Source organism: Sphingomonas sp. ABOLH (genome assembly GCF_003951715.1).
Lineage (GTDB): Bacteria > Pseudomonadota > Alphaproteobacteria > Sphingomonadales > Sphingomonadaceae > Sphingomonas > Sphingomonas hankookensis_A.
Map to the genome: position 1 here is coordinate 1 of NZ_QQWV01000015.1, position 21713 is coordinate 21713.

Sequence of the window (21713 nt, forward strand, 5' to 3'; positions counted from 1 at the left end):
CGGTCTGATCCGTCCAGACCCAGCAGTCTGCGCGACCGCAGGTGCCGCTTGCGGCAGAAAATCCTTGTCTAGCGCTCGGATACAGGCGATCTTCACCTCAAACGACACGCCACTTGGGGAATGCAGGCTCATTCATACCGAGGTTCCTTTTCAATATTCTGGTCAAGGGCTGGGTTCTCAGCTCGCACGGGGCGTGTTTGACACGGTGCGTGCGCGCGGCGGCAAGATCGTTCTGCGCTGCTCTTTCATGGGCCGTTTTTTTGCCCGCCATCCCGAGTATTCCGATATCGTGTCAGGCTAGTTCTGCCGGACGGCGGGGTGATCGGGGGCGGGGTGATCGGGCGACAGCCCGTCGCAGGATGAATAGCGAAGCGGGCCGATGCGGTTCCGCAAACACCAGTGAAAAAAGGGGCCAGCTATGGGCAAGGGATCGGATATGTTCGTCGCCGCGCTTGAGAACGAAGGCGTGGATCGTGTCTTTGGCGTGCCGGGCGAAGAGAACCTCGATCTGCTGGAATCGCTCAGGACCTCCAGCATCGAACTGGTTCTGACACGTCACGAGCAGGCGGCGGCTTTCATGGCGGCGACATATGGCAGGCTTACGGGCAAGCCCGGCGTCTGCCTCGCCACGCTTGGACCCGGCGCCCTGAACCTGTCAACCGGAGCCGCATATGCGCATCTGGGCGCAATGCCGATGATCCTCATCACGGGCCAGAAGCCGCTGATGAATGGCAAGCAGGCGCGCTTCCAGATCGTGGATATCGTCGCATCGATGAAGCCGCTTACAAAGATGACGCGCCAGATCGTCAGTGCCGCCAGCATACCTGCCATGGTGCGCGACGCTTTCCGGGTCGCGACCGAGGAAAGGCCCGGTCCGGTGCATCTGGAACTGCCCGAGGATGTCGCGGCGGAAGAGGTCGAAGACATCCCGGTCATCTTTCCGCATGCGCTGCAGCCGCCCGTTGCCAGCGCCGCATCATTGGACATTGCCGCCAAGGCCATTCTGGCGGCCCGGCGCCCTCTGGTCATGGTCGGGGCGGCAGGAAACCGGCCCGCGCTGGTCGAGGCGCTGTCAGACTTCATTGCGCGCACGCGACTGCCGTTCTTCAACACACAGATGGGGAAGGGGGCCGTCGCCGGCGGCTCGGACCGCTACATGGGAACGGCGGCGCTGTCCGAGGGCGATTATGTCCACGAAGCCGTCGAGCGCGCTGATCTGATCATCGCCATCGGTCACGACACGATTGAAAAACCGCCCTTCCTGATGAAGAGCGCGGGCGGAAGCCAGGTCATCCATATCGGCTATCAGTCGGCCACGGTGGAGCAGGTCTATCACCCGGATATCGAGGTGATTGGCGATATCGGTGCCACGGTTGCCGGACTGGCCGAACGGCTGGCCGGGCGGCTGACGGGCGATCAAGGCATGCTGGACCTTCGGCAGAATATACTTGCTCGCATCAACGACCGCTCTGATGAAAGCCGCTTTCCCATCACCCCGCAGCGTATCGTCCATGATGTCCGTGCGGTGATGCCAGAAGACGGGATCGTCTGTCTGGACAACGGCATGTACAAGATCTGGTTCGCGCGCAACTATCGCACCCATGTCGCCAACACGCTGCTTTTGGACAATGCGCTCGCAACGATGGGCGCCGGCCTTCCGTCCGCGATGATGGCAGCCATGCTTTACCCTGCGCGGCGGGTGATGGCGGTCTGCGGCGATGGCGGCTTCATGATGAACTCGCAGGAAATGGAAACGGCTGTTCGCCTCGGTCTGAATCTCGTCGTCGTCATCCTGAACGACAGCGCCTACGGGATGATCCGCTGGAAGCAGGCGGTGGAGGGGTTCCCGGATTTCGGCATGAGCTTCGGCAATCCCGATTTCGTGCGCTATGCCGAGGCTTACGGTGCCAAAGGTTCGCGGGTGACGGCGGTCGAAGACCTCGTCCCGGTGCTCGAGGCGGCCTTTACCGGCGGTGGCGTGCATCTCGTGGAGGTGCCGATAGATTATTCCGAGAACACCCGCGTGCTGGTGGAAGAGCTGCGCAACCGCGCACCGAACGTGGAATGCACTTGATGCTGATGAAAGGATGTCGGCCATGCTGACTGTTGTGCAGGCTTTCGACCGTGCGCCAATCACGGAGGTCGGGACGGACGATGCCGCTGCGCTTGAGCGCAAGCTGCAGGCGGCCGAGCGTGTGTTCAAGGACCGCGATGGCTGGCTGAAGCCGCATCAGCGGATCGCGATCCTGCGCAGACTTGCCGCGCTGATGGAAGGCAAGCGGGATCATCTGGCCATGCAGATCGCGCGCGAGGGCGGAAAGCCGTTGCCCGATGCTATCGTCGAAACGAACCGCGCCATTGACGGCGTCAACAATGCCGCTGACGAGTTGCGCAATTTCGCCGGGCGCGAGATCCCGATGGGCCTGTCGGCGGCTGCCGAGAACCGTTGGGCGTTCACCACGAAAGAGCCGATCGGCATCGTCGCGGCCATATCGGCCTTTAACCATCCGCTTAATCTGATCGTGCATCAGGTCGCTCCGGCCATCGCCGTCGGCTGCCCGGTCATCATCAAGCCGGCCAGTACCACACCGCTCTCCTGCCTTGATTTCGTAGCACTGGTCCACGAGGCCGGTCTGCCCGAGCCATGGTGCCAGAGTTTCGTCGTGACGGACAACGAACTGGCCGAAAGGCTGGCCACGGATCGGCGGGTTGCCTTCCTGAGCTTTATCGGCTCGGCAAGGGTCGGCTGGTCGCTTCGCGCCAAACTGCATCCCGGCACCCGCTGCGCGCTAGAGCATGGCGGGGCGGCGCCGGTCATCGTTGATCGCAGCGCCGATCTCGACATGGTCGCCGGTCCGGTCGTGAAGGGAGGATTTTACCATGCTGGGCAGGTCTGCGTGTCGACACAGCGGATCTTTGTCCATGACGAGATTGCTGACGAGTTCACGCAGAATCTTGTCGCACGGGTCGAACAGCTGCGGATCGGCGATCCTGCCCATAAGGATGCAGAGGTCGGGCCGCTGATTCTGCCGCGCGAGGTCGCCCGCGTCCAACAGTGGATCGCAGAAGCGCTTGCAGGTGGTGCGGTCCTTGCGACCGGCGGAGAGCGTCTGTCCGAGACGACCCTGCAGCCGACGGTGCTGATCAACCCTGCGGCGGATGCCAAGATTTCAACGCAGGAGGTTTTCGGGCCGGTGGTCGCGGTCTACCGCTATCACGACCTCGACGATGCCATCGCGCGGGCGAACGCTCTGCCCACCGCCTTTCAGTCCAGCATTTTTGCGCAAGATATCGGCGTGGCCATGCGAGTGGCCGACCGGCTGGACGCCTCGGCTGTGATGATCAACGAACTCACCGCGTTCAGGACCGACTGGATGCCTTTCGCCGGCCGACGGGAGTCCGGCTATGGTACGGGCGGCATCGGCTATACAATGCGCGACATGACCGAGGAGAAGATGATCCTGATCGCCAGACGCTGACAATCGTCCCTGCACGACCGGCATCGATGTGCCACCAGTGCGCAAAGATGGCTGTCGACAACAAACGCCACTCGTTCCAGTGATCCTGATCGGCGGGCCCAGGCACGGTCCGTCGACAGCCCGGGCCGATCTGGAGTTGCGTCCCGTTCAACAGGACCTGATTGCAGCGTCCAGTGCGCCCACCAGTCGCTGAAGATCCGCCTTCGTGAATTTGGCCCCTCGAATGATCATTCGCGCGTAGAGAGGACCGAAGAGAAAGTCGAGTGCGAGATCCTTGTCGATGTCCGGGCGAAGCTCTTTAGTATCTGTCTTCCAGCTTCGCCCGACCATGGATCATCGCTGACTCCGAGCCGTGGCGGCGGTGTGAACATCAGCCGGTACAGCGTGGGGTTTTCCAACTGATAGCGGCGGCCGAACGATTCCCGCTCGATCGTGTAGCGCGTCTCACGGACATAGCGGCGACCCGGACCGTTCAGCAGGTTGCTGAAATTGCCGAACAGTTCGACGTTGCGATTGACCGCATAGCGCAGCGACGCGTCGAGTTCGTCGTCCTTCGCCCAATAGAAGTCGCCGCCATCGGCCGTGCTGCCCAGATCGTCGAGCCAGCGCGAACGGTTCTGATACTGGACCCGCGCCGAGAAGCCGTATTTCTCGTAATAGGCGCCGATATTGTACACAGCGTCCGACGCGCCGGGCAGCTGTACCCGGCCGCCGTCCGGCGTTTCGGCACGGCTGCGGTTGAGCGTCGCGTTCAGCTGCACGCCGAACCCGCCCATCCAGTCGGGCAGGCCGAGATCGGCGACGAACGGGTCGAGCTGCTGCTGGATCGCGCCTTCGATGCCGATGATCGACCCGGTCCCGCCATTGGCGATCGCCGAATAGAGATATTGCGACCGGTCGACCCCGTTCGCGTTCAGCACGTCGCTGTTGAAGGTGCGGGTCGTGTCGAACAGCACGTCGCGCAGCCGCTTGTAATAGGCACCGAACGACAGGAAGCCGGCGGGTGCCACATAATATTCGACATAGGCGTCGACGCCCATCGCCTTTTCGGGCTTCGCGTCGGGATTGCCGCCCGAGATCGTCAGGTTCGCATCGTTGAACGACAGGTTGGGGGCCAGCTGATCGTAATCCGGCCGCGCCGCGCCGGTGTTGAACGACAGCCGCGCCTTCATCCGGTCGTTGACGTCGTAGTTCAGGTGCAGGCTGGGATAGACCAACGTGATGTCGCGATCGATGGTCAGCGGCGTGGCGGCGTTGCCGTTGACGAACGCCGACGAGCGGTTGCGGATATGTTCGACCCGCGCCCCGCCGATGACATTGCCCCAGCCGGTCGTGACCGTCGCCATCGCATAGGCCGAATAGATGCGCTCGTTGACGTCATAGAGGTTGGCGAACTGATCGCGATAGGTTCCGATCGTCTTCGCGCGGTCGACCAGATCGAGGATCTGGCCCTTGCCGAAATATTGGAAGGTATAGCCGAGCGGGATTTCGCCCTGGAACCCGCCGGGGATCGCGATCTGGCCGTAATTGGTCGGGATGCCGGCGGCGGTGAACTGCGCCGCGCTGTTGAGTTCGAGCAGCCGTTCGTCGACCGACTTGGTCCGGTCGTCGAAGCGGACACCGACCGCGAAGGTCGTCCGTTCGCCCAGCAGCCCGTCGACGTCATGGCTGAGGTCGAGCCGCGCGGTATAGGCGTCGGTGGTGTCGGCGGCGATCAGCGAGCGCAGGCGGGCAAGCGAGCGCGGGAAATCCTCGCTTACGCTCCGAATACCGGTCGACCAGTTGGGCGGCGTGCGGTCTCAGCAGGATCGTGAAGCGGACGAGTTCCTCCATCACGTCGACAATGCGGTCATAGTAGCTGGACGGCTTCATGCGGCCAGCGTCGTCGAACTCCTCAAACGCCTTGGCGACACTCGACTGGTTCGGGATCGTCACCATCCGCATCCAGCGGCCGAGAACGCGAAGGGTGTTCACGCTGTTGAACGACTGCGACCCAGCCGACACCTGCATCACGGCCAGGGTCCGGCCCTGCGTCGGGCGCATCCCGCCGATCGACAGCGGCAGGTGGTCGACCTGCAGCTTCATGATGCCGGTGATCTGGCCGTGCCGCTCCGGGCTGCACCACACCTGTCCCTCCGACCACATCGACAGTTCGCGCAGTTCGTGGACAGCGGGATGGTCGTCGCCAACCACCTGATCCGGCAGCGGCAGGGTCGACGGGTCGAAGATGCGGGTCTCCGCTCCGAAAAAGCGCAGCAGGCGTGCCGCCTCTTCGACGCACAGTCGGGAGTAGGATCGTTCGCGTAGGGATCCGTAGAGCAGCAGAATGCGCGGCGGTGGGTCGCCTGCACCCAGCCCCAGCGCGGGACGCTCCAGCGCGTAGCGGTGATCGAGTGCGGGCAGATGGTCCGGGTCGGTGAGGGTGCGAAGGGGCATCAAATGGGGTTTCCAGCGGTGTTCAGAGGGTTTCCGCAGGTCATTCGGCGCTGATCCGGATCGCCAGTGCGGCAAGCGTGACCAGCAGCACGGGGACGGTCAGTGTCGCGCCGACGCGGAAATAATAGCCCCAACCGATCCGAATGCCCTTCTGGCCGAGGACGTGCAGCCATAGGAGGGTAGCCAGCGACCCGATCGGTGTAATCTTGGGGCCGAGGTCACAGCCAATCACGTTGGCGTAGATCATCGCTTCGCGGACAGCACCCGTGGCGTGGGTCGCGTCGATCGACAGGGCGCCGACCAGGACCGTCGGCATGTTGTTCATAACCGACGACAGCAGCGCGGCGATGATGCCGGTGCCGAACGCCGCACCCCAGACGCCGCCCTGGGCTGTGCGGTCGAGGAGACCGGCGAGATGGTCGGTCAGGCCGGCGTTCCGCAGGCCGTAGACGACCAGGTACATGCCGAGCGAGAAGATCACGACCTGCCACGGTGCGCCACGCAGGACCTTGCGGGTCGCGATGACATGGCCACGCCCGGCGATGGCGAGCAGCAGGACCGCGCCGGCGGCGGCGACGGCGCTGACCGGAACGCCGATGGGTTCGAGCAGGAAGAAGCCGGTCAGGAGCGCGGCAAGGACGACCCAGCCCACCTTGAACGTAGCGTGGTCCCGGATCGCGTCGGCCGGCGTGCGGAGCGCAGCGACGTCATAGCCGATCGGCACGTCGCGGCGGAAGAACAGCAGCAGCACGACCAGCGTCGCCGCGATCGACGCGAGGTCCACCGGCACCATCACCGAGGCATAGTCGGCGAAGCCGATGCGGAAGAAGTCGGCCGACACGATGTTGACCAGGTTGGACACGATCAGCGGCAGGCTGGCCGTGTCGGCTACGAAGCCCGCCGCCATGACGAACGCCAGCGTCGCTCTATCACGATAGCCAAGTGCTCGCAGCATCGCGATGACGATCGGCGTCAGGATCAGCGCGGCACCGTCGTTGGCGAACAGCGCCGACACGGCTGCACCGAGAAGGACGATCAGGACGAACAAGCGTCGGCCGTGCCCGCCGCCCCATCGGGCGACGTGCAGCGCCGCCCATTCGAAGAAACCGGCCTCGTCCAGCAGCAGGCTGACGATGATGATCGCGACGAACGTCGCAGTCGCGTTCCAGACGATGCCCCACACCACCGGCACATCCGAGAGCGAGATCACTCCGGCTAGCAGCGCCACGGCCGCACCGCCCAGCGCGCTCCACCCGATGCCGAGGCCTCGGGGCTGCCAGATGACCAGCGCAATCGTGACGACGAAGATGGCGAGGGCGAGGAGCATCAGGCGACGCGCTGTCCTGAGGCGTCCACCACCTGTTCGCCATCCTCCTTGGCGAACGCACCCCGCTGCGGCTCGGGCAGCAGGTCGAGGACGGCCTCCGACGGACGGCAGAGCTTCACGCCGAGCGGCGAGACGACCAGCGGCCGGTTGATCAGGACCGGGTGCGCCATCATGGCGTCAACCAGGGCGTCGTCGGTCAGCGAGGCGTCGCCAAGGCCGAGCTCGGCGTAGGGCGTGCCCTTCTCGCGCAGCAGATCGCGGGGCGTGATGCCGGCACGATCGATCAGCTCGACTAGCAGGGCGCGGGAAGGCGGGGTCTTCAGATACTCCACGACGTGCGGCTCGATGCCGGCGTTGCGGATCATCGCCAGCGTGTTGCGCGACGTGCCGCAGGCGGGGTTGTGGTAAATCACGACGTCGACGGCCATGGCGCGTCCTTTCAGCAGCAGGGGGAGAGTTCGGCGATAAGGGGCGCGCAGAGCTCGGGTGAGCCGGCGCAGCAGTCCTTGACCAGGAACAGCGTCAGCGCCCGCAGGCTATCAAGGTCGGCGCGGTAGATGATGGACCGGCTGTGGCGCTCGGATCGGACGATACCGGCGCGCGCAAGGATGCCGAGATGCGCCGACATGGTGTTCTGCGGCACGTCGAGCTGACGGGCGATTTCGCCGGCCGCCATGCCGTCCTGCTCATGCCGGACCAAGAGACGAAACACTTCCAGCCGGGTGCCCTGCGCAAGCGCACCAAGGGCGGCGATAGCCGAATCATTATCCATGAATCCAGCATAACAGATATAAACAGCATATTCACGAGATTGTAGGAGCACGTCGTGCGGTTTCGCCGTCCTCCAAACCCTGTGCGTGCGCTGTCCCCGAGCTGGTGACGACTGCGAATTGAACCCCGGGCGGGACATCTGTCATATTGGAAACGATGAATGGACGTCCGAAGTGGGGTCGATTAGGACAGAACTTAGTGATCAGAATGTGTTCTAAAATTGGGTCACATTTTGATCAAACCATCGTCCGCAGGCTGGCCATCAACCGGTGAGGATTTGCCGAACCGCAAGGTGATGGTTGACGCTACGTCTTTCCAGCGACGGTCAGACCGATTCCCGTACAGGGACATGCAATCCGCTTTCGATCGATGCGGGCGTCAGAGCGGCGAAAGCCCGGTCGCCTTGCGGTAAACCTCGCGCGCCGTTGGCCCCAAGGACCGGGAGATGATGATCCGACGATGGGGGATCGGCCCTTGCGGCGAGTGCGTCAGATAGAAATGGGCGGCGTAGGGAGCGTCGATACCCTTTGCCATGTATTTGGCGAACTTGCTCGTCGTCTTCGCGGGCTGCACCATCAGGCAGCGATTGGGCATGGCGGGCGCGAGCTTCTTCAGCGCGCGACGGATGCGCCGCTCGAGATCGTCCCGGTCGAGCGGAGACCAGCGCAGCAGCCAATGCACATGGATCGGTCCATGCGCTGGCTGCTCCCAAACCGCGATCGCGTCGAAGGAACCGTGCGCCTTGCCCTGCTTCACGCGGTAGTTCCACGCGCGCCGCGTGTTCTCCCAGATCTTGCGGAACAGCATGTAGGGCTGCATGCTACTCGCCAGCGCCGAGCTGAACTCGATGGTGATCGCGGTGTCCATCGGCGACAAGGCCTTGCGCGCGAACCGCTCGGCATGCAGCAGCGCTCGGGCGCTTTCCGGCCTGAGGCACATACCCTTCGGCAATCGGGCCACGCCCGGAGTCATGGAGGATCGCCACATAACCGGGCGCTAGCAGGCAACCGTTAACATCATCGCAATCCGGTTTTCGTCGGTAGTAGACCCCCCGGTGACTTAATATAATCAATGGGTGGCCCAGCCGGCTTCTGGTCTGCCGTCGCGGTGTCATATGGGGAACAGCCGGAACATCCCCCACCTTGCACGAGCTGCGATGGCCAGCAGCACGGCCGTAGCGGCGAGGGCCAAGGTGCGGAGGCATAATGCGCTCCTCGACGTCCTCGCTGATGCTGGCGAAATAGAAGGCGTGACGCAGACCGGCAACTGGACAACGCCCGGGGGCATGGAGGATCACCACACGACCCCGGGTGTTGCCGGTAAGCGCTAACACCACTGCAATCCAATTTTCGTCGGTAGTAGACCCCCCGGTGACTTAATATAATCAATAGGCGGACCAGCCAGCTTCCGGCCCGCCGTCAAACCGGGAAGAGCCGGAACATCCCCCAGATCGCGCCAGCGCTGAAGACCAAGAGCACGACCGTAGCCAAAAGGTCGAGACGTGCGGCACTGATGCGCTCCTCGTCGTCCTCGCCGATACTGGTGAAATAGAAGGCGTGACGCAGATACGCGAACAGTGGGGACGCCGAACGATCCACCGCAACCACATCGTCGTCCGAAAGCAGCGACCCGCGCTGCTTCGCGGTGCGCATCACCTTGCGACCGGCATCGTCGACTTCGCGGACAATCGTCGCCAGGTTCCTCGTCGCGCCACGCAGATTTTTGATGAACTCCTTCTCGTCTTCCTTGCGCTGACCGATAGCATCGTCGATGCGATCGGCGGAGTGTAGCAGGACGACGTAGAACCTCGCGAGCGCATCTCCTTTGGTGATGCCGAGCACCTGCTCGGCGCGGATCAGCGCCTTCGTCGTCTGGGACGAAGGCGCATGGCCGTAGATCGCGATGTACAAGTTCACGATCGCTGACGTGCCGCCGGACATCAGTAGATATCCGCCAGCTTCGCGGTGATCTTGTCCTGCCACATTTCGAATGCGGCGACGTTTCCGAACGTCATGCCCCGAGCCTGGGACAGCACATCCAAGCCGATTTCGTCCTTGCGGAACCGATCGTAGAGGTGCGGCTCGAGCTCGGGCATGTCCAGGACGATGCCCCCTTCCGCCCGGATGCTGTCGAGCAGATCCTGGTCGACGTGACTGTAGTCCTCCAGCTCGCCATGCCACTCCGGCAGGTTCAGGATGAGCTGACCCGGGATGTCGGTCTCTCGCAGCACATCCAGCGTCGTGCGGGAGGCGGCGTCGAGGCCCATCGTCCAGGTGACGGCGACCTGCATGAGATCGGGGTATTTGTTCTTCACATATCGAACGAGATCGTGGACGCGATCGAGATCGTCGAGATGCCCCCCGGGCACGTTGACGAAGATCCGCGCGCCGGGTTCCGCCTGCTGGACGGCGCTGAGGATCTGGTCCGCGGCGTCGTCGCTTTTCAGGTCAACCTCATGCACCATGTGCCGCTTCGCATAGGCGTTCGAGACGTCGCTCTGGGTCACGCTGCACTCGATAAAGACCACGGGCTCGCCACGCATCATCACGGCATGCGCAGCCGACACGAGGCTTCCCGTCGATCCGACGCCGCCCTTCTCCTTCTCGAACAGGTGCAGGTAACGATAATAATTATTCATATTCATCTTACATCTCCGGTATGATTTCGCAGTTTTACGGCCTGTCGATCGGGCGGCGCGCGGGCGGATGCCGAGATTCGGAGGTTCATCGCTCCAAGTTCTCCAGTTTGCGCCGACGCGCGATTTCCGCAGCGGACGGCCGGCGACCTATCCCGTCGATAGCCGGACGGCGCTCGGCGGCCGTGGCAACCACGCGATCTGCCTTGGCGATTCCAATCGGCGTGCTGACGTCCTGGACCACGGCATCAGATGCCGGCAAATCTGTCGACGCCGGCTGAACCGGCGGCGGGAAGTGCGGGCGCACGCTGGCGGCGATGCGCTCCAGAATGGCGTGCCCGCCTTCCATGTCCGCGAACGCCAGGATCTTGGTTGCCACGCCGTTGCGGTTCGCGCCGGTTGCTTCCATCATTCGGAGCGGTTCCAAGGCCGTATGCCACCCACCGCCGGCGTCGATGGCAGCGATCACACATCGCGCCACGTCCTCGCCGAGATCGGTCGCCTTGATCGCCCGGCGACGCGGCGTCGGTCCGCCACTTCCTTTGGTACCGCGTGGATCTACGAATGCGTGCTCGCCGACCGCCAAGGTGATGGCACGGACGCGAATGATCGCAAGCGCGACGCGGAAGAGTGCTCCTGCGGTGGGCGACGACCCGACCCCATGAATGGCTGTGTTGAGTTCGGTGTCTGCGTTGTCGACTTCGTCGATGAGCTGGTCACGCCCGTGGCGCGGATGCGCGAGGATCGACTTGAACCGCGGAGTCGCACGACGTTCGACCTCATTCGACATGCCACTGGCGAACTTGTACAGCGCGGGGCCGACGAGCTGATGGAGCGCCGCTTCGCTCCGCAGGTCGATCGCGGTCTCGCGGACCGATGTATATCCGCGCGCCGACGATGCGGCGGCGTTGACGACCAGGTCGGTTCCGACGCCAATCAATGCATCGAGCGCCGTCTGAAGATGTTGCAACGTAAAGTCCTCCGCCGGTTCGGAAGAAGTCCGAACTCAGGCGGAGATCCATTTACATCCCCAAATCTGTCATGTCTCGCAAGAACGATACTTGCGTAAGCGGAAATGTCCCGAGCAAAACATACAGGTAAGCGCTACAAACAATATGCTTTCGTTCCGCAGGGGAAGCGCCTGATCGAATTACAGTAGGTAATCCATCATTTGAGCGATCAAGACTTTTAGGCGCAATACCGCAAACGTGGGGCAGAGCATCACGTTTGCTGCGCCGCCTCTTCAGGCGGGTGTCCTCGCTGTCGCTCGTCTGGGTCGGCGCTGACGCGCCTTTGATCGAACGCGCGGCGTCCTCGGGCGCCCCGCTGCGTCTTCGACCGCATCGGAGCTTTGCGCGTTCGCTTGGAGCGAACCGGAAGCGAACCTACAACAACCGACGTTGTCGGAGATCAATTGTGAAGGACCTAACCACCACCCTCAGATACCTGGCCCGCCGCTTCAATGGCCGATGGAGTGCCATCGACGACGCGCTCGCCCGCATCCGCGCGAACGACGGAGACCAGCGGGGCACTGCCGGAGAGCCTGCGCGGCGGATGCTCGTGAACGCCTTCCGCGTTCAGACTTACGTCGACGACACGCGGGACCGCCTCCAGACGGACCGCGCCAACGCGATACGCAAACTCGAAAAGCCACTCGCGGAGGCGCTTGGCCATATCGTTACGATCGAACTGGCTGAGGAAATGATCGCAGAGGTCGATGCCGCCGAACGTCGCCGCTGGAAACAGCAAGATGCCGCGGAACGTCAGGAAGCCGATAGCGCGGAATATGGTCCGCTGATCGCTGCATTGAACAAGTGTGGCGTGGTGCGAGGCAACTACACCGTCCTCACCGCCGTCGAGGTCGAGGCGATCGCGCGCTATATCCGTCGCAAGGTCGACCAGCGTCTTGATGCGCTACCGCCCATCCGCACCGCTGCGGATATGCGCGGTCACGGAGGCAAGCGTCATCCGTTCTGGAATCCCTTTCGGATGCCGGTTCGCGACAAAGCCTCATAATCCAGTCGGTTCAGGTCGTGCCGTGGACGTTGTCGAGGCGGGAACACGACGGCGCCCTCGCCGGGATCTTCCGAGAAAATGCTTATCCCAATGCGGACAGCAATTGATGTGCGCCATTCCTGTGTCGGCGTGCGGCGTGTGCAGAGCCTGTCTGAAGCGGGCGTCGTGATCGGTCAGGAGTTGAGGAAAAGCTGCATGTCGCGGCCGCCGCTCCGATCGATCCGCACCGCCACCGGGCGGTGCGTCCTTCGACATGAGGAATAGCATATGGGCATCTGGCAACAGCGTCCCCGCGACGATCACCCCACGGAGCAGGTGGTTGCGTTTGACATCGAAACCATCGTCCAAGACGAACCGACGGACGGCAGCTTTCCCCCGATCCCCCGGCACCAGCCGGTAGCGGCGGCGTTTCTGGCCGCAACGCGGGGCACCGATGGCGCGCACAGCTTCCGGTTGAATGTGCTGGTCTGTCACCACAACGAGGAGGCGCAGTTTTACCGCAAGGTCGATGCGTGCCTCCCGGCCGGAGTCGTCGGCATCGGTTGGAATTCGAAGGGTTTCGATCTGCCGGTTCTTCGGCTGCAGGCGATGTCCCACCACATGTTCGGCCTCCCGGGTCTGGCTCGGCAGGCTCAGGCCAGCCGCTACGATACGACCCATTGCGATCTGGCCGATCAGATGTCTGGGTATGGTTCGTCGCGTACGCTGTCACTGGCGGCGGTCTGCGAGACGCTGCAAATCCCCGTGAAGACGTCGATCCACGGATCCGACGTCGGCGCTTTGTGGCGCGCGGGGGATGTCGAAGCGGTTCTGGGCTACGTCGCCGAGGACACCATCGCCACCTGGATCGTATGGCTTCATTGGGCCGCGTGGAAGAACGCTGACCCGGCCGAACTGGCGCTGCCGCTGGCGGACTTCGCCGTCTGGCTCCAGACGACGCCTGAACTCAAACCCTTCCGCGGATTCGCCGAGTGCCCACCCGCCCGCTGGGCGCTGGCCCATGCACCGGGCTTTCGCGCCGCAAGGGCATCGGCCGATGCTGAACTTCGGCTTGCGCAGGAGCGCGACGAGCAGGCCTTCGCCGCCAGCGCACGCTGATCCGCCGGGCGCCAAGGCCTGTCCACCCATCAACCTGGACATCCGCTGCCGGCAATGCCGGCGGCGCGATGACGTGTGCCCATCGGAGCATGAATGATCACGAATCCCAGCTATGTCGCAGTCACCACCGCAACCGTTCCAATGCCAGCCTCCCTCAATGGCCGTCACGCTGCCGGCCAGCATCTCGTCGGCATCGCGATCTTCATCGCCGAACGTGACGACAAGGGTCGCTGGCGCTTTGCACGTCGCGCTCATGCCATTCCGGCAGGCGAGGCAGAGGGCACATTGCTCGAATGGGCCGTGGCCCGTCTGCCGGGCGAGGCCATGCTGATCGGCTGGAACGTCGACCACTGCCTCGTCCCGGCGCTACTCGACGCGGCCGCGACGGCTCCGCCTGCAGTTGCCCATCGCTTCCTCGAACGGCTCCGTCTGCTGCTCACCGGCGGCGTCGTCGACATGGCGCTACAGCATGGCGGTGCTGGCGCGCCGGCGTTTGCCGAAGTCGCGAAGGACATGGCGATCTATGCGCCCGCCTGGAACATCGACGCGATGACCGGCGACTGGGCGGTCGGCGCGACCGACCGGCTTCGCCGCGACCTCGCGGACGAGGCGCTGGCGATCTGGCGAACCTTCGTCCGTGCCGCCAGCGTGTCCGGGCTCGAAGCCGAGGCGGCTACCGACGCCTGGGTTCTGCGCCGCCGGCGCATGAACGCAGTGGTGCCCACCGGCAGTCCTGCCTGACGAGAAATGGAGAAGGCGAGGTTCGTTGGAGAGCGGAAAAAGAACCCGCGGAAGACAGACCGTCATCATCGAACAGGAGACCATAATGACCTCACCATATCTCGACCATGCACAAGCTTGGTGCATCGCCCTGCGCACCTTGATGAACTATCCGGCCTACGCGCTGCCGTTCCACACGACGGCATGGCGCTCCAGCTCGCCGCGCGACGTTTCTCAAGCGTTGGAATTGACGCAGATCGCGGCCGACAAGGGAAGTGATCCGGTCCACGTCGCCTTCGCGCTGGATATCGACGCACCATCGAGCGTGTCCCTGGCGGTTCGACAAGGTGCAGGCGTGGCATGGATCCCAGACGTCCATCTGTATGCAGCGGACGAGAAAGCACCGCTCGAACTGCTGGCCTATGATCGCCGTTGGTTCATTGGCCCGCGGTCGTTCCTGACCAGCGCCAAGCTGCCGCCCAGACACCGCAAGGCGCGGGGAGAAGAGATCGCCTGGCGTCGCTGGCAGCATGCGGCCGCGATGGAGGTACCGCTGACGCTGGAAAAGGCGCTCTGGGTGCCGCCGGGGGGCACGTTCAAGGACGCAATCCCACACGAACATCTCAAGATCGCCGCCTGACACCCCTCACCATCAGCATCGTGGATCACGATGCTTCCGACGACGCCGCCCCTGATCCGGGCGGCGTCGTCGTTTCTAGGAGACACCCATGTTCATAACCAAAGCCGAACTTGCCGACGCCCGTCGTGCCCTCCTCGCAGCTCCGCCCCGCAATCGCCGGCCTGCCGATGCGATCGACTTCAAGATTCGACCCATCTCCGAAGACTGGCGGCTGGTTCACCGCATGCCGAGCTACAAGACAGCGACGTGCAACGCGGCCTATATCTGGCGGGACTCGGACGTCGAGGACCGCTTTGGTCCTATGCCCGCTGCGTTCGCGGAACGACGGTGTGAGCTTCGCGGTGCAGGCCTGTTGTTGCCGGCCAACGCTCCGCTATGGGCAACCGAGGGCTACCGGATCTGGCAGGATGCCGACGAGGCGGCGTTCGCGACCGGCGATCCAACCGCCGTCAGCGCCTGGCACGTCATGGCGCAGATTCCAGAGAGCGTGTCGCCGACGCATTGGCACTGGATGTTCCGGGGCTTCCTTGAGCGTGAGTTGTCCAGCAAGGGTGCCGCCGTCGCATGGGCCGTTCACGCACTTGAGGGATGCAATGGGGATTGGCTCGTTTCGCCGCATGGCCACGCGATCGTCACGGCACGGCGGTGGAAGACGGGTGCCAGAAAGGGTGAACGGCATCCTGCCTGGATCGCGTCCTCGGAACAGCAACGGCGACTTGGTGTCGCGTGGCGAAGGCGGTGCGCCACGACCCGTCTGATGGCACAGGCGGGCTTTCGATGGTCGACGCTGCCGATCCTGTCCTAGCGGTGAGACCCAGCGATCCGTCAGCCGGCTGGGTTCGGGCATAGCCGCTCGCTGGATGCGGATGCGAGTGAAGGCCGGGCCGGCCAATTGGAAGGCAGCAACTGACTGTGGCATACATAGAACCTTGACCGTGATGGCCTTGGTTCTATGTATCTCATTTGAGATACAGGAGTCGGTGATGGCCTCTACCATGCTTCACGTCCGGCTGGACGAAGACATCAAGACCAAGGGCAATGCAGCGCTCGCCGCGATGGGCCTGTCGGCGGCGGATGCGGTGCGGCTTCTCTATCACCGCATCGTGGCCGACCAGGCGCTCCCGCTCGAACTGAAGGTCCCTAACGCCGCCACCCGGCAAGCGATGCTCGAAGCGGATGCCATCATTGCCTCGCGTGCGGACCGGTTCGAGGATGGTGAGGCGATGATCGGGACGCTGGATGGCTAAGGGCGCTCAGACCAAGCGCGCCTCTCATCCCCGTGCCTGCGACTATACGAAGGCGTTCAGCAAGGATTGGACCCGCCTGTCCGGTTCGGGCCGGTATGACATGAACCGGCTGAAGGCCGTCATGCTCCTGCTCATCGCCAACGACGCGCCGCTGGGGCCGGAATGGAAGGATCACCCGCTCAAGGGCGAATGGTCCTCGCACCGCGAATGCCATGTCGGCGGGGACTTCCTGCTCATCTACAAAACAGACGACGGTGCCGGTAAGGGCGGCACCATCGTCTTCGTCAGGGCTGGAACGCACGCCGACCTGTTCGGCGAGTAACGGCCTTATCGATCGCCACCTGCTCCGGTCCGTGACACTCCGGCATCACTGCGACGCTTGCGCGTGATGCCGGCACCGACCCTTGAACGCTTTTCGAGCGGCAGCAGCCGTATCGGGTGCGGCTCGATGTTGCCGGTAATCGTGGGGACATAGCGTTCGATGAAGTCGCGCCGCTCCGGGAGGACGACATCAAGTCCTTCCGTCGCCATGCGCTTCGAATAGTGCTTGCCATTCGTCCCTTCACGGGCGTGGCCCATGACGTCCGCGCGCATCAACGCATTGACGCCATCGACCTCGTAGAAGCTCGAGCCGAGGGCACGGATCGAATGGATGTCCGGCCCCTTGCCGGCGGGGTTCATGGGCAGTGGTAGCCGCTCGGCGATGTAATCGACCATGTGCTGCCAGGCGCGTTCGTAGAAATGCGCGCCGCCGCGCTTCTCCTCGTTGACGTAGAGTTCGGGAAAAAGCGCGACATGCCCCTCGGCCCGGATCGCATCGACATAGTCCAGAAAGCCGAGCCGGATCAGTTCTGCATGGACCGGCAGCTTGCGGTTGCGCGCACCGCGCTTTTCGCCAGCCATTTCGCCATCGCGGCCACGGGTCAGATTATCGCGAATGTGGAAGTGCGGGACGGGGTGGTCCGTGACGACGTCGGCGACCTCAAGCCCTGCAGTCTCCTCGCGGCAACTATGATGGTAAAACCAGAGCAACGGCAGGAAATAGGCGGCATCGTGCCAGACCTGCCGATCGCGTCCAGCGTCGCGCAGGCGTTTCAGCGCGCCACCGCCGCCGGTGTAGAGCGGAGAGGCGAAGAGATGTTCGAGGTGCGCCGTGGTCCACGGCGGGCGGGTATCGATATTCGGATCGACCTTGATCGCGATGCGCCCGGCACCGAAGTCCATCACCGTCGTGCCCGGCAGGCGCGGCTTCCACGACGTGGTAGCCAGGTGCCTGGCAACGGTCGCCATCGTCGACAGGTCGCGATTGATGGTCTTGGGATTGCGCCGATCGGCGGGAGCAACCGGCGGCAGCTCGGCGAGGACGTCCGCGAACGGGCGCGACATGGCACCCTCGGTCAGCGAGCCATAATAGAAGCGGGCAGGCAGTTTCTGCATGCCCTTCTTGAACGTCGCCGCATCGAGGTGATTGTAGGCGCCGAGCGGTTTGTCCCCGGTGATCCAGGCGAATGTTTCCATGATGCGGCGCTGCTGCCGCAAGTCTCCCTTCCAGATACCGTCTGTTTTCAGGTCGGTCAGTATGTCGTCGATCGCGGCACTGAACGGACGCGGGTCATAGACCTGAAACTGGCTGTCGATCGGCGGCGTGATCGGGACGACCACCGGCTCGGTGATTGCTATCGGCTTCGGCAGTGTGGCTGGGGGACCAAGATCTGCCATCAGCGCGGCGATGGGGTCGGCCGCGTCCATGATGTCGTCGTCGAAGACGCGCTGGACCCGGGTGCAAGCACTTGCCGCGGCGCGGATCAGGTGCGTCCGGGCGACGGCGATGGTGTCCGCGTGAACCGGCGCGCCGATCGCTTCGAGCCGCTTTGCCACCACAGCGTCAGTCAGCAGATCGCGAATCTGCTGCGCATAGTCCTCGATTGCCGGGACGTCGGCACCAAGTCCGCGTGCCACCAGTTCGGCGCGGTCCTGGTCGGTCAGCCCGAGATGACGGTCGGGGCGGCGGATGATCCGGTAGGCTTCGGCTTCCTGCGCGGCGACCTCGGGCACGGACGACGACCAGGACGCATTTTCATACGCACTGTGGACATAGGAGGTGAGCTCGGCTTCGAGCGCATTGCGGAACAGCGCCTCGATCTCGGGTCCGGTGAGGCGTCTTCCTTCTTCCAGCATCGCATCCACGCTCGACTTAACCCGGACGAAGCGCGCCGACAGGATCGCCGCGCGGGTCCGCGCGACCTTCGGATCGGCGGTGCCCAGCGCGAGCGGTACCGGTTTCGAGATAAGATTTCGGTAATGAACGCGACGCTGGAAGACGTAGCGGCCGTTCGTTCGACGGGTATGGGGGATATGGGCCAAGGGCCTTCGCCTTTCGGCGTGTCCTACCATCGTGTAGTCGGTCCATGTTACAGACCACGATAGCAAGCCACGCAAATTGGCGGAAATCCGTCGCTTTCGCGATAAAGTGGTCGGGGAGACAGGATTCCCAACCAATTAACGGCCCGTCTTCCGAAAATGGCGGAAAACCGTGCCTTTCGCCACGCGACCCGTGGCGATGAGGTGCTACTGACACACACGAAAGCACAATTCTAGGCACAATTGTGCACACGGCGGCGATCGGGCGGGCATCGTGCTGGCAATGGCAGCCGCTTGTCGTTCTACGCCTAAATGCGCCTCGCCTGGCGCTAGCGTGGAAAAGCCGCCTGCGGGCGTCTCCTGCGATCGAGACTGTAGAGGGGAAAAGCTCCACTGCAGCTCGGTCGATCCTGACAGGAGCATCGACCATGACCCACCTTACTGACGCCACCTATGCGGGAGCCGCGCTGCCGGCCCGTGCCGATGACCCGGATATCCGTATCCTGCGTCGCGTATCGGCGCTGACCGACTTCCCGCTGACCGAGCGCGCCACCGGGACCGTCCGGCGCGTTGCCGTCACCGACACCGAAACCACCGGCACCGACGTCGTCCATGACGAGATCATCGACATCGCGGTGGTCGTGATTGAGGTGGACGAGCTCGGCGAGATCGTCGGCATCGCCAGCGCCGGGCAGGCGCTGCGCGATCCGGGCGTGCCGATCCCGCCACACATCGCCCGCCTGACCGGCCTCACCGACGAGGACGTTCGGGGCAAGACGATCGATCTGGACCGGCTCGAACGTCTGCTGGCGAGCGTCGAGGTCCGCATCGCTCACTCGGCGGCCTTCGACATCGGCTTCATCGAAAACCTGATGCCTGGTCTGGCTGGCGAGGCATGGGCCTGTTCAATGCGCGACTTCGATTGGGCTGCAGCGGGGTTCGACGGCGCCAAGCTCGGCTATCTCCTGACGCAGATCGGTCGCTTCAACACGGCTCACCGCGCGATGGCCGATGTCGTCACGCTCCTGCATCTCCTCGCGCACCGGTTGCCGCACGGGGGCACCGTCATCGGCGACCTGCTTGCCAGCGCCGAACGGCCGACCGTGCGCTTCGAGGCGGTCGGCGCCCCGTTCGACCGTCGCGGCCAGCTCAAGGCCCGCGGCTATCGCTGGGACGCGCGTAACCGCGTCTGGTGGACCGAGCTCGCTAGGGAAGACTGCGCCGAGGAGGAGCGCTGGTTCCGCCAGGACATCGCACCGCACGGCCCGCTGCCGCGGATGACGCCGATCACTTGGCACCAGCGCCACCGCTGAACCTTTGCCGGCACGCCGCAGCGTGCCGGCCCCTTCCAGAACGAAATGAAGTGAGCACCCCTAGGGAGGGGAAAATGCTCCGGCCAGGACGGCCGTCACATGAGGAAATGACAGCATGCAACAGAACACCATCGGCCTCGGGCACCAGAACTTCATGCTCGCGCTCCGCCGCGAGATGGGCTGGCCGACATTCAAGCCGGCCAACGACTGCATCGCCTTCTGCTCAGGCCGCCGGATGGACCTCGCGGTCGGGTCGGAGATAGCGCGCATCGCCCAGATGATGCGCAAGGATGCCGTCTACACCGGCTGGGACAGCATGAAGGCGACCACGCCACTCGGGTTCACCATTGTCTTTCGCGAGCTGCTGACTGTCGATGTCGTCGACCGCGTGGTGCCGTTCGCGGCCAACGACGATGCGCCCATCGTGTTCGTCAGCACGCGCGGCGACGAGATGTTCGCCGTTGATCGCCGCGGCGCGCTCGTCCGCATCCCCGGCAAGTTCAGGAACATCGGCACCGGTCGCAAGCTCGCGATGAAGCGCATCAAGGCAACCGCCGCGACGCTCGGTGACGAACTGCTCGCCGACAACCAGTTCGTGCCGACCGGCGGCGCGTGGGTCGAGCCGGAGACGCCAGCTGAGACCATCGTCCGCTTCGGCTGACGCGGACGATCGGCCTCCGGCAGCCGGGGCCCGCCGTCGCCATCATGGACATCGTTGTGGGGATGATCCCCCTGGAGGAAAAGCATGAAGATCGAGAATCCGTTCGAACCGCGCCGTCCGCGCAGCTACGTCATCGTCGACTTGGAAAGTGCCGTTCTCGACGAGGTGGGGCACCAGCGCTATCGCGCGATGGAGCGCTGGCTGCCCGGCAACGACGACGGCGACAGCCGGCGCGGCTATACCCGCGCCGAGGATCCGCTGAAGACGCCGCGCTGGGTCTTCCAGACCGTCGTGACCGCATCGGCGATGGTGCTGACCGAGCACGAAGACGGAAACGTCGACGTGTGTCGCTTCGTCACGCTGAGCGCACCGGACCACGATGAGCGAGAGGTCATCGCCGGTGTCTTGCAGGTCTTGGCGGACGCCCCGGCCAACGCCGAGTTCGTATCTTGGGCCGGTTCGTTTCACGACCTGCCGATGATTGCCTGCGCGGCGATGAAGCACGGCCTGTCGCTGCCGGCGAACTGGGGCTGGATCGCGTTCGGCGGCGACGGCCGCGTCCGCCACGTCGATTTCGCCCGCGTCCTGACCGGCGGCTTCAAGATGAAGCCAATTCATCAGGCCGAATATGCCGCGGCGCTCGACATTCCCGCGAAAATGACGGCAGCGCCGTTCATGGTCGCCAAGCTCATCAACGCCGGCCAGTTCGAGCTCGTCCAGGAAGTCTGCGAGGGCGACGTCATCACGCTGGCGCTGTTGCTGGCGCGCTGGCGCAAGCTGCTCGACGGTTGCGCCCACATCGATGTCGTCGAGGACCGCATCCTGCGCAGCATCGAGCAACTGCGCGAAGGGCGCAGCTACATCCCGGCGTTGCAGGCGCGACGCGCGGCGAGCTTCGCGAGGCGGGTCGGCGAGGCGAGCAACGACGCCGAGGTACTCGCGCCGTGGTTGTCGGCGGAAGCGGCCTGACAAAGGTGGAGGCGAGCTTCGGCTCGCCTCCTTCGATTAC

23 protein-coding genes are annotated in these 21713 nt (G+C 64.0%); 13 read left to right on the forward strand and 10 right to left on the reverse strand.

The annotated features are described in order from the left end of the window. Positions 1-4: 4 nt before the first annotated feature. The 3 genes from CA237_RS09175 (at position 5) to CA237_RS09185 (ending at position 3479) form a co-directional block, all read left to right on the forward strand. Positions 5-301 carry a GNAT family N-acetyltransferase gene (locus tag CA237_RS09175; protein ID WP_126013905.1) on the forward strand — a complete coding sequence of 99 codons (297 nt, stop codon included), beginning with the start codon at positions 5-7 and terminating at the stop codon, positions 299-301. A 117-nt stretch (positions 302-418) separates the two neighbouring features. Beyond that, positions 419-2074 carry an acetolactate synthase large subunit gene (locus CA237_RS09180; protein ID WP_126013837.1) on the forward strand — a complete coding sequence of 552 codons (1656 nt, stop codon included), beginning with the start codon at positions 419-421 and terminating at the stop codon, positions 2072-2074. 22 nt (positions 2075-2096) lie between these two features. Continuing rightward, positions 2097-3479 (forward strand): aldehyde dehydrogenase family protein, encoded by a 1383-nt coding sequence (locus CA237_RS09185; protein ID WP_126013839.1) that lies wholly within the window; start codon positions 2097-2099, stop codon positions 3477-3479. Between the two features lie 227 nt (positions 3480-3706). On the opposite strand, the gene CA237_RS09195 is transcribed toward CA237_RS09185, so the two are convergent. From CA237_RS09195 to CA237_RS09235, 9 genes are all read right to left on the reverse strand, one after another. After that, positions 3707-5248, reverse strand: a complete 1542-nt coding sequence (locus CA237_RS09195) for a TonB-dependent receptor (protein ID WP_126013843.1) — start codon at positions 5246-5248, stop codon at positions 3707-3709. Then, positions 5142-5915, reverse strand: coding sequence for an arsenical resistance protein ArsH (gene arsH / locus CA237_RS09200; RefSeq protein ID WP_241215459.1), 774 nt, complete (start codon positions 5913-5915; stop codon positions 5142-5144). Before arsH ends, CA237_RS09195 begins: the two co-directional genes overlap by 107 nt. Positions 5916-5955: 40 nt before the next feature. Further along, entirely contained in the window at positions 5956-7242 is a 1287-nt protein-coding gene (locus CA237_RS09205) for an arsenic transporter (protein WP_066693074.1), read from the reverse strand. Beyond that, complete coding sequence (gene arsC / locus CA237_RS09210; RefSeq protein WP_066693076.1) at positions 7242-7670, reverse strand: arsenate reductase (glutaredoxin); 429 nt, start codon at positions 7668-7670, stop codon at positions 7242-7244. Before arsC ends, CA237_RS09205 begins: the two co-directional genes overlap by 1 nt. Positions 7671-7681: 11 nt before the next feature. Continuing rightward, positions 7682-8014, reverse strand: coding sequence for a metalloregulator ArsR/SmtB family transcription factor (locus tag CA237_RS09215; RefSeq protein WP_066693079.1), 333 nt, complete (start codon positions 8012-8014; stop codon positions 7682-7684). A 377-nt stretch (positions 8015-8391) separates the two neighbouring features. Continuing rightward, positions 8392-8985, reverse strand: coding sequence for a hypothetical protein (locus tag CA237_RS09220; protein WP_126013845.1), 594 nt, complete (start codon positions 8983-8985; stop codon positions 8392-8394). Positions 8986-9431: 446 nt separating this feature from the next. After that, complete coding sequence (locus CA237_RS09225) at positions 9432-9953, reverse strand: hypothetical protein (RefSeq protein WP_066693087.1); 522 nt, start codon at positions 9951-9953, stop codon at positions 9432-9434. After that, positions 9953-10651, reverse strand: a complete 699-nt coding sequence (locus CA237_RS09230; RefSeq protein WP_164523854.1) for a hypothetical protein — start codon at positions 10649-10651, stop codon at positions 9953-9955. Before CA237_RS09230 ends, CA237_RS09225 begins: the two co-directional genes overlap by 1 nt. A gap of 85 nt (positions 10652-10736) precedes the next feature. Next, a complete protein-coding gene (locus CA237_RS09235) occupies positions 10737-11618 on the reverse strand; it encodes a hypothetical protein (protein WP_066693093.1) in 882 nt (293 codons plus the stop codon). 446 nt (positions 11619-12064) lie between these two features. On the opposite strand from CA237_RS09235, the gene CA237_RS09240 reads away from it, so the two are divergent. From CA237_RS09240 to CA237_RS09270, 7 genes are all read left to right on the forward strand, one after another. After that, the gene (locus CA237_RS09240) at positions 12065-12664 is read left to right on the forward strand and encodes a hypothetical protein (RefSeq protein WP_126013847.1); all 600 of its coding nucleotides are present in this window, start codon (positions 12065-12067) and stop codon (positions 12662-12664) included. Positions 12665-12931: 267 nt separating this feature from the next. Continuing rightward, a complete protein-coding gene (locus CA237_RS09245; RefSeq protein WP_066693101.1) occupies positions 12932-13762 on the forward strand; it encodes a hypothetical protein in 831 nt (276 codons plus the stop codon). A gap of 93 nt (positions 13763-13855) precedes the next feature. Next, the gene (locus CA237_RS09250; protein WP_066693103.1) at positions 13856-14503 is read left to right on the forward strand and encodes a hypothetical protein; all 648 of its coding nucleotides are present in this window, start codon (positions 13856-13858) and stop codon (positions 14501-14503) included. An 85-nt stretch (positions 14504-14588) separates the two neighbouring features. Then, on the forward strand, positions 14589-15122 hold the full coding sequence (locus CA237_RS09255; RefSeq protein ID WP_126013849.1) for a hypothetical protein: 534 nt from the start codon (positions 14589-14591) through the stop codon (positions 15120-15122). A gap of 88 nt (positions 15123-15210) precedes the next feature. After that, entirely contained in the window at positions 15211-15927 is a 717-nt protein-coding gene (locus CA237_RS09260; protein WP_066693108.1) for a MobA/MobL family protein, read from the forward strand. A 178-nt stretch (positions 15928-16105) separates the two neighbouring features. Further along, a complete protein-coding gene (locus CA237_RS09265) occupies positions 16106-16369 on the forward strand; it encodes a type II toxin-antitoxin system RelB/DinJ family antitoxin (protein ID WP_232308035.1) in 264 nt (87 codons plus the stop codon). Beyond that, on the forward strand, positions 16362-16691 hold the full coding sequence (locus CA237_RS09270; protein ID WP_066693112.1) for a type II toxin-antitoxin system YafQ family toxin: 330 nt from the start codon (positions 16362-16364) through the stop codon (positions 16689-16691). The genes CA237_RS09265 and CA237_RS09270 overlap by 8 nt, the downstream gene beginning before the upstream one ends. 5 nt (positions 16692-16696) lie before the next feature. On the opposite strand, the gene CA237_RS09275 is transcribed toward CA237_RS09270, so the two are convergent. Continuing rightward, positions 16697-18733 (reverse strand): hypothetical protein, encoded by a 2037-nt coding sequence (locus CA237_RS09275; protein WP_066693119.1) that lies wholly within the window; start codon positions 18731-18733, stop codon positions 16697-16699. 425 nt (positions 18734-19158) lie between these two features. Between CA237_RS09275 and CA237_RS09280 the strand changes: the two genes are divergently transcribed. From CA237_RS09280 to CA237_RS09290, 3 genes are all read left to right on the forward strand, one after another. After that, on the forward strand, positions 19159-20043 hold the full coding sequence (locus CA237_RS09280) for a 3'-5' exonuclease (protein WP_126013851.1): 885 nt from the start codon (positions 19159-19161) through the stop codon (positions 20041-20043). Positions 20044-20158: 115 nt separating this feature from the next. After that, positions 20159-20704, forward strand: coding sequence for a hypothetical protein (locus CA237_RS09285; protein WP_126013853.1), 546 nt, complete (start codon positions 20159-20161; stop codon positions 20702-20704). A gap of 84 nt (positions 20705-20788) precedes the next feature. Further along, positions 20789-21673, forward strand: coding sequence for a hypothetical protein (locus CA237_RS09290; protein WP_126013855.1), 885 nt, complete (start codon positions 20789-20791; stop codon positions 21671-21673). Positions 21674-21713: the final 40 nt, after the last annotated feature.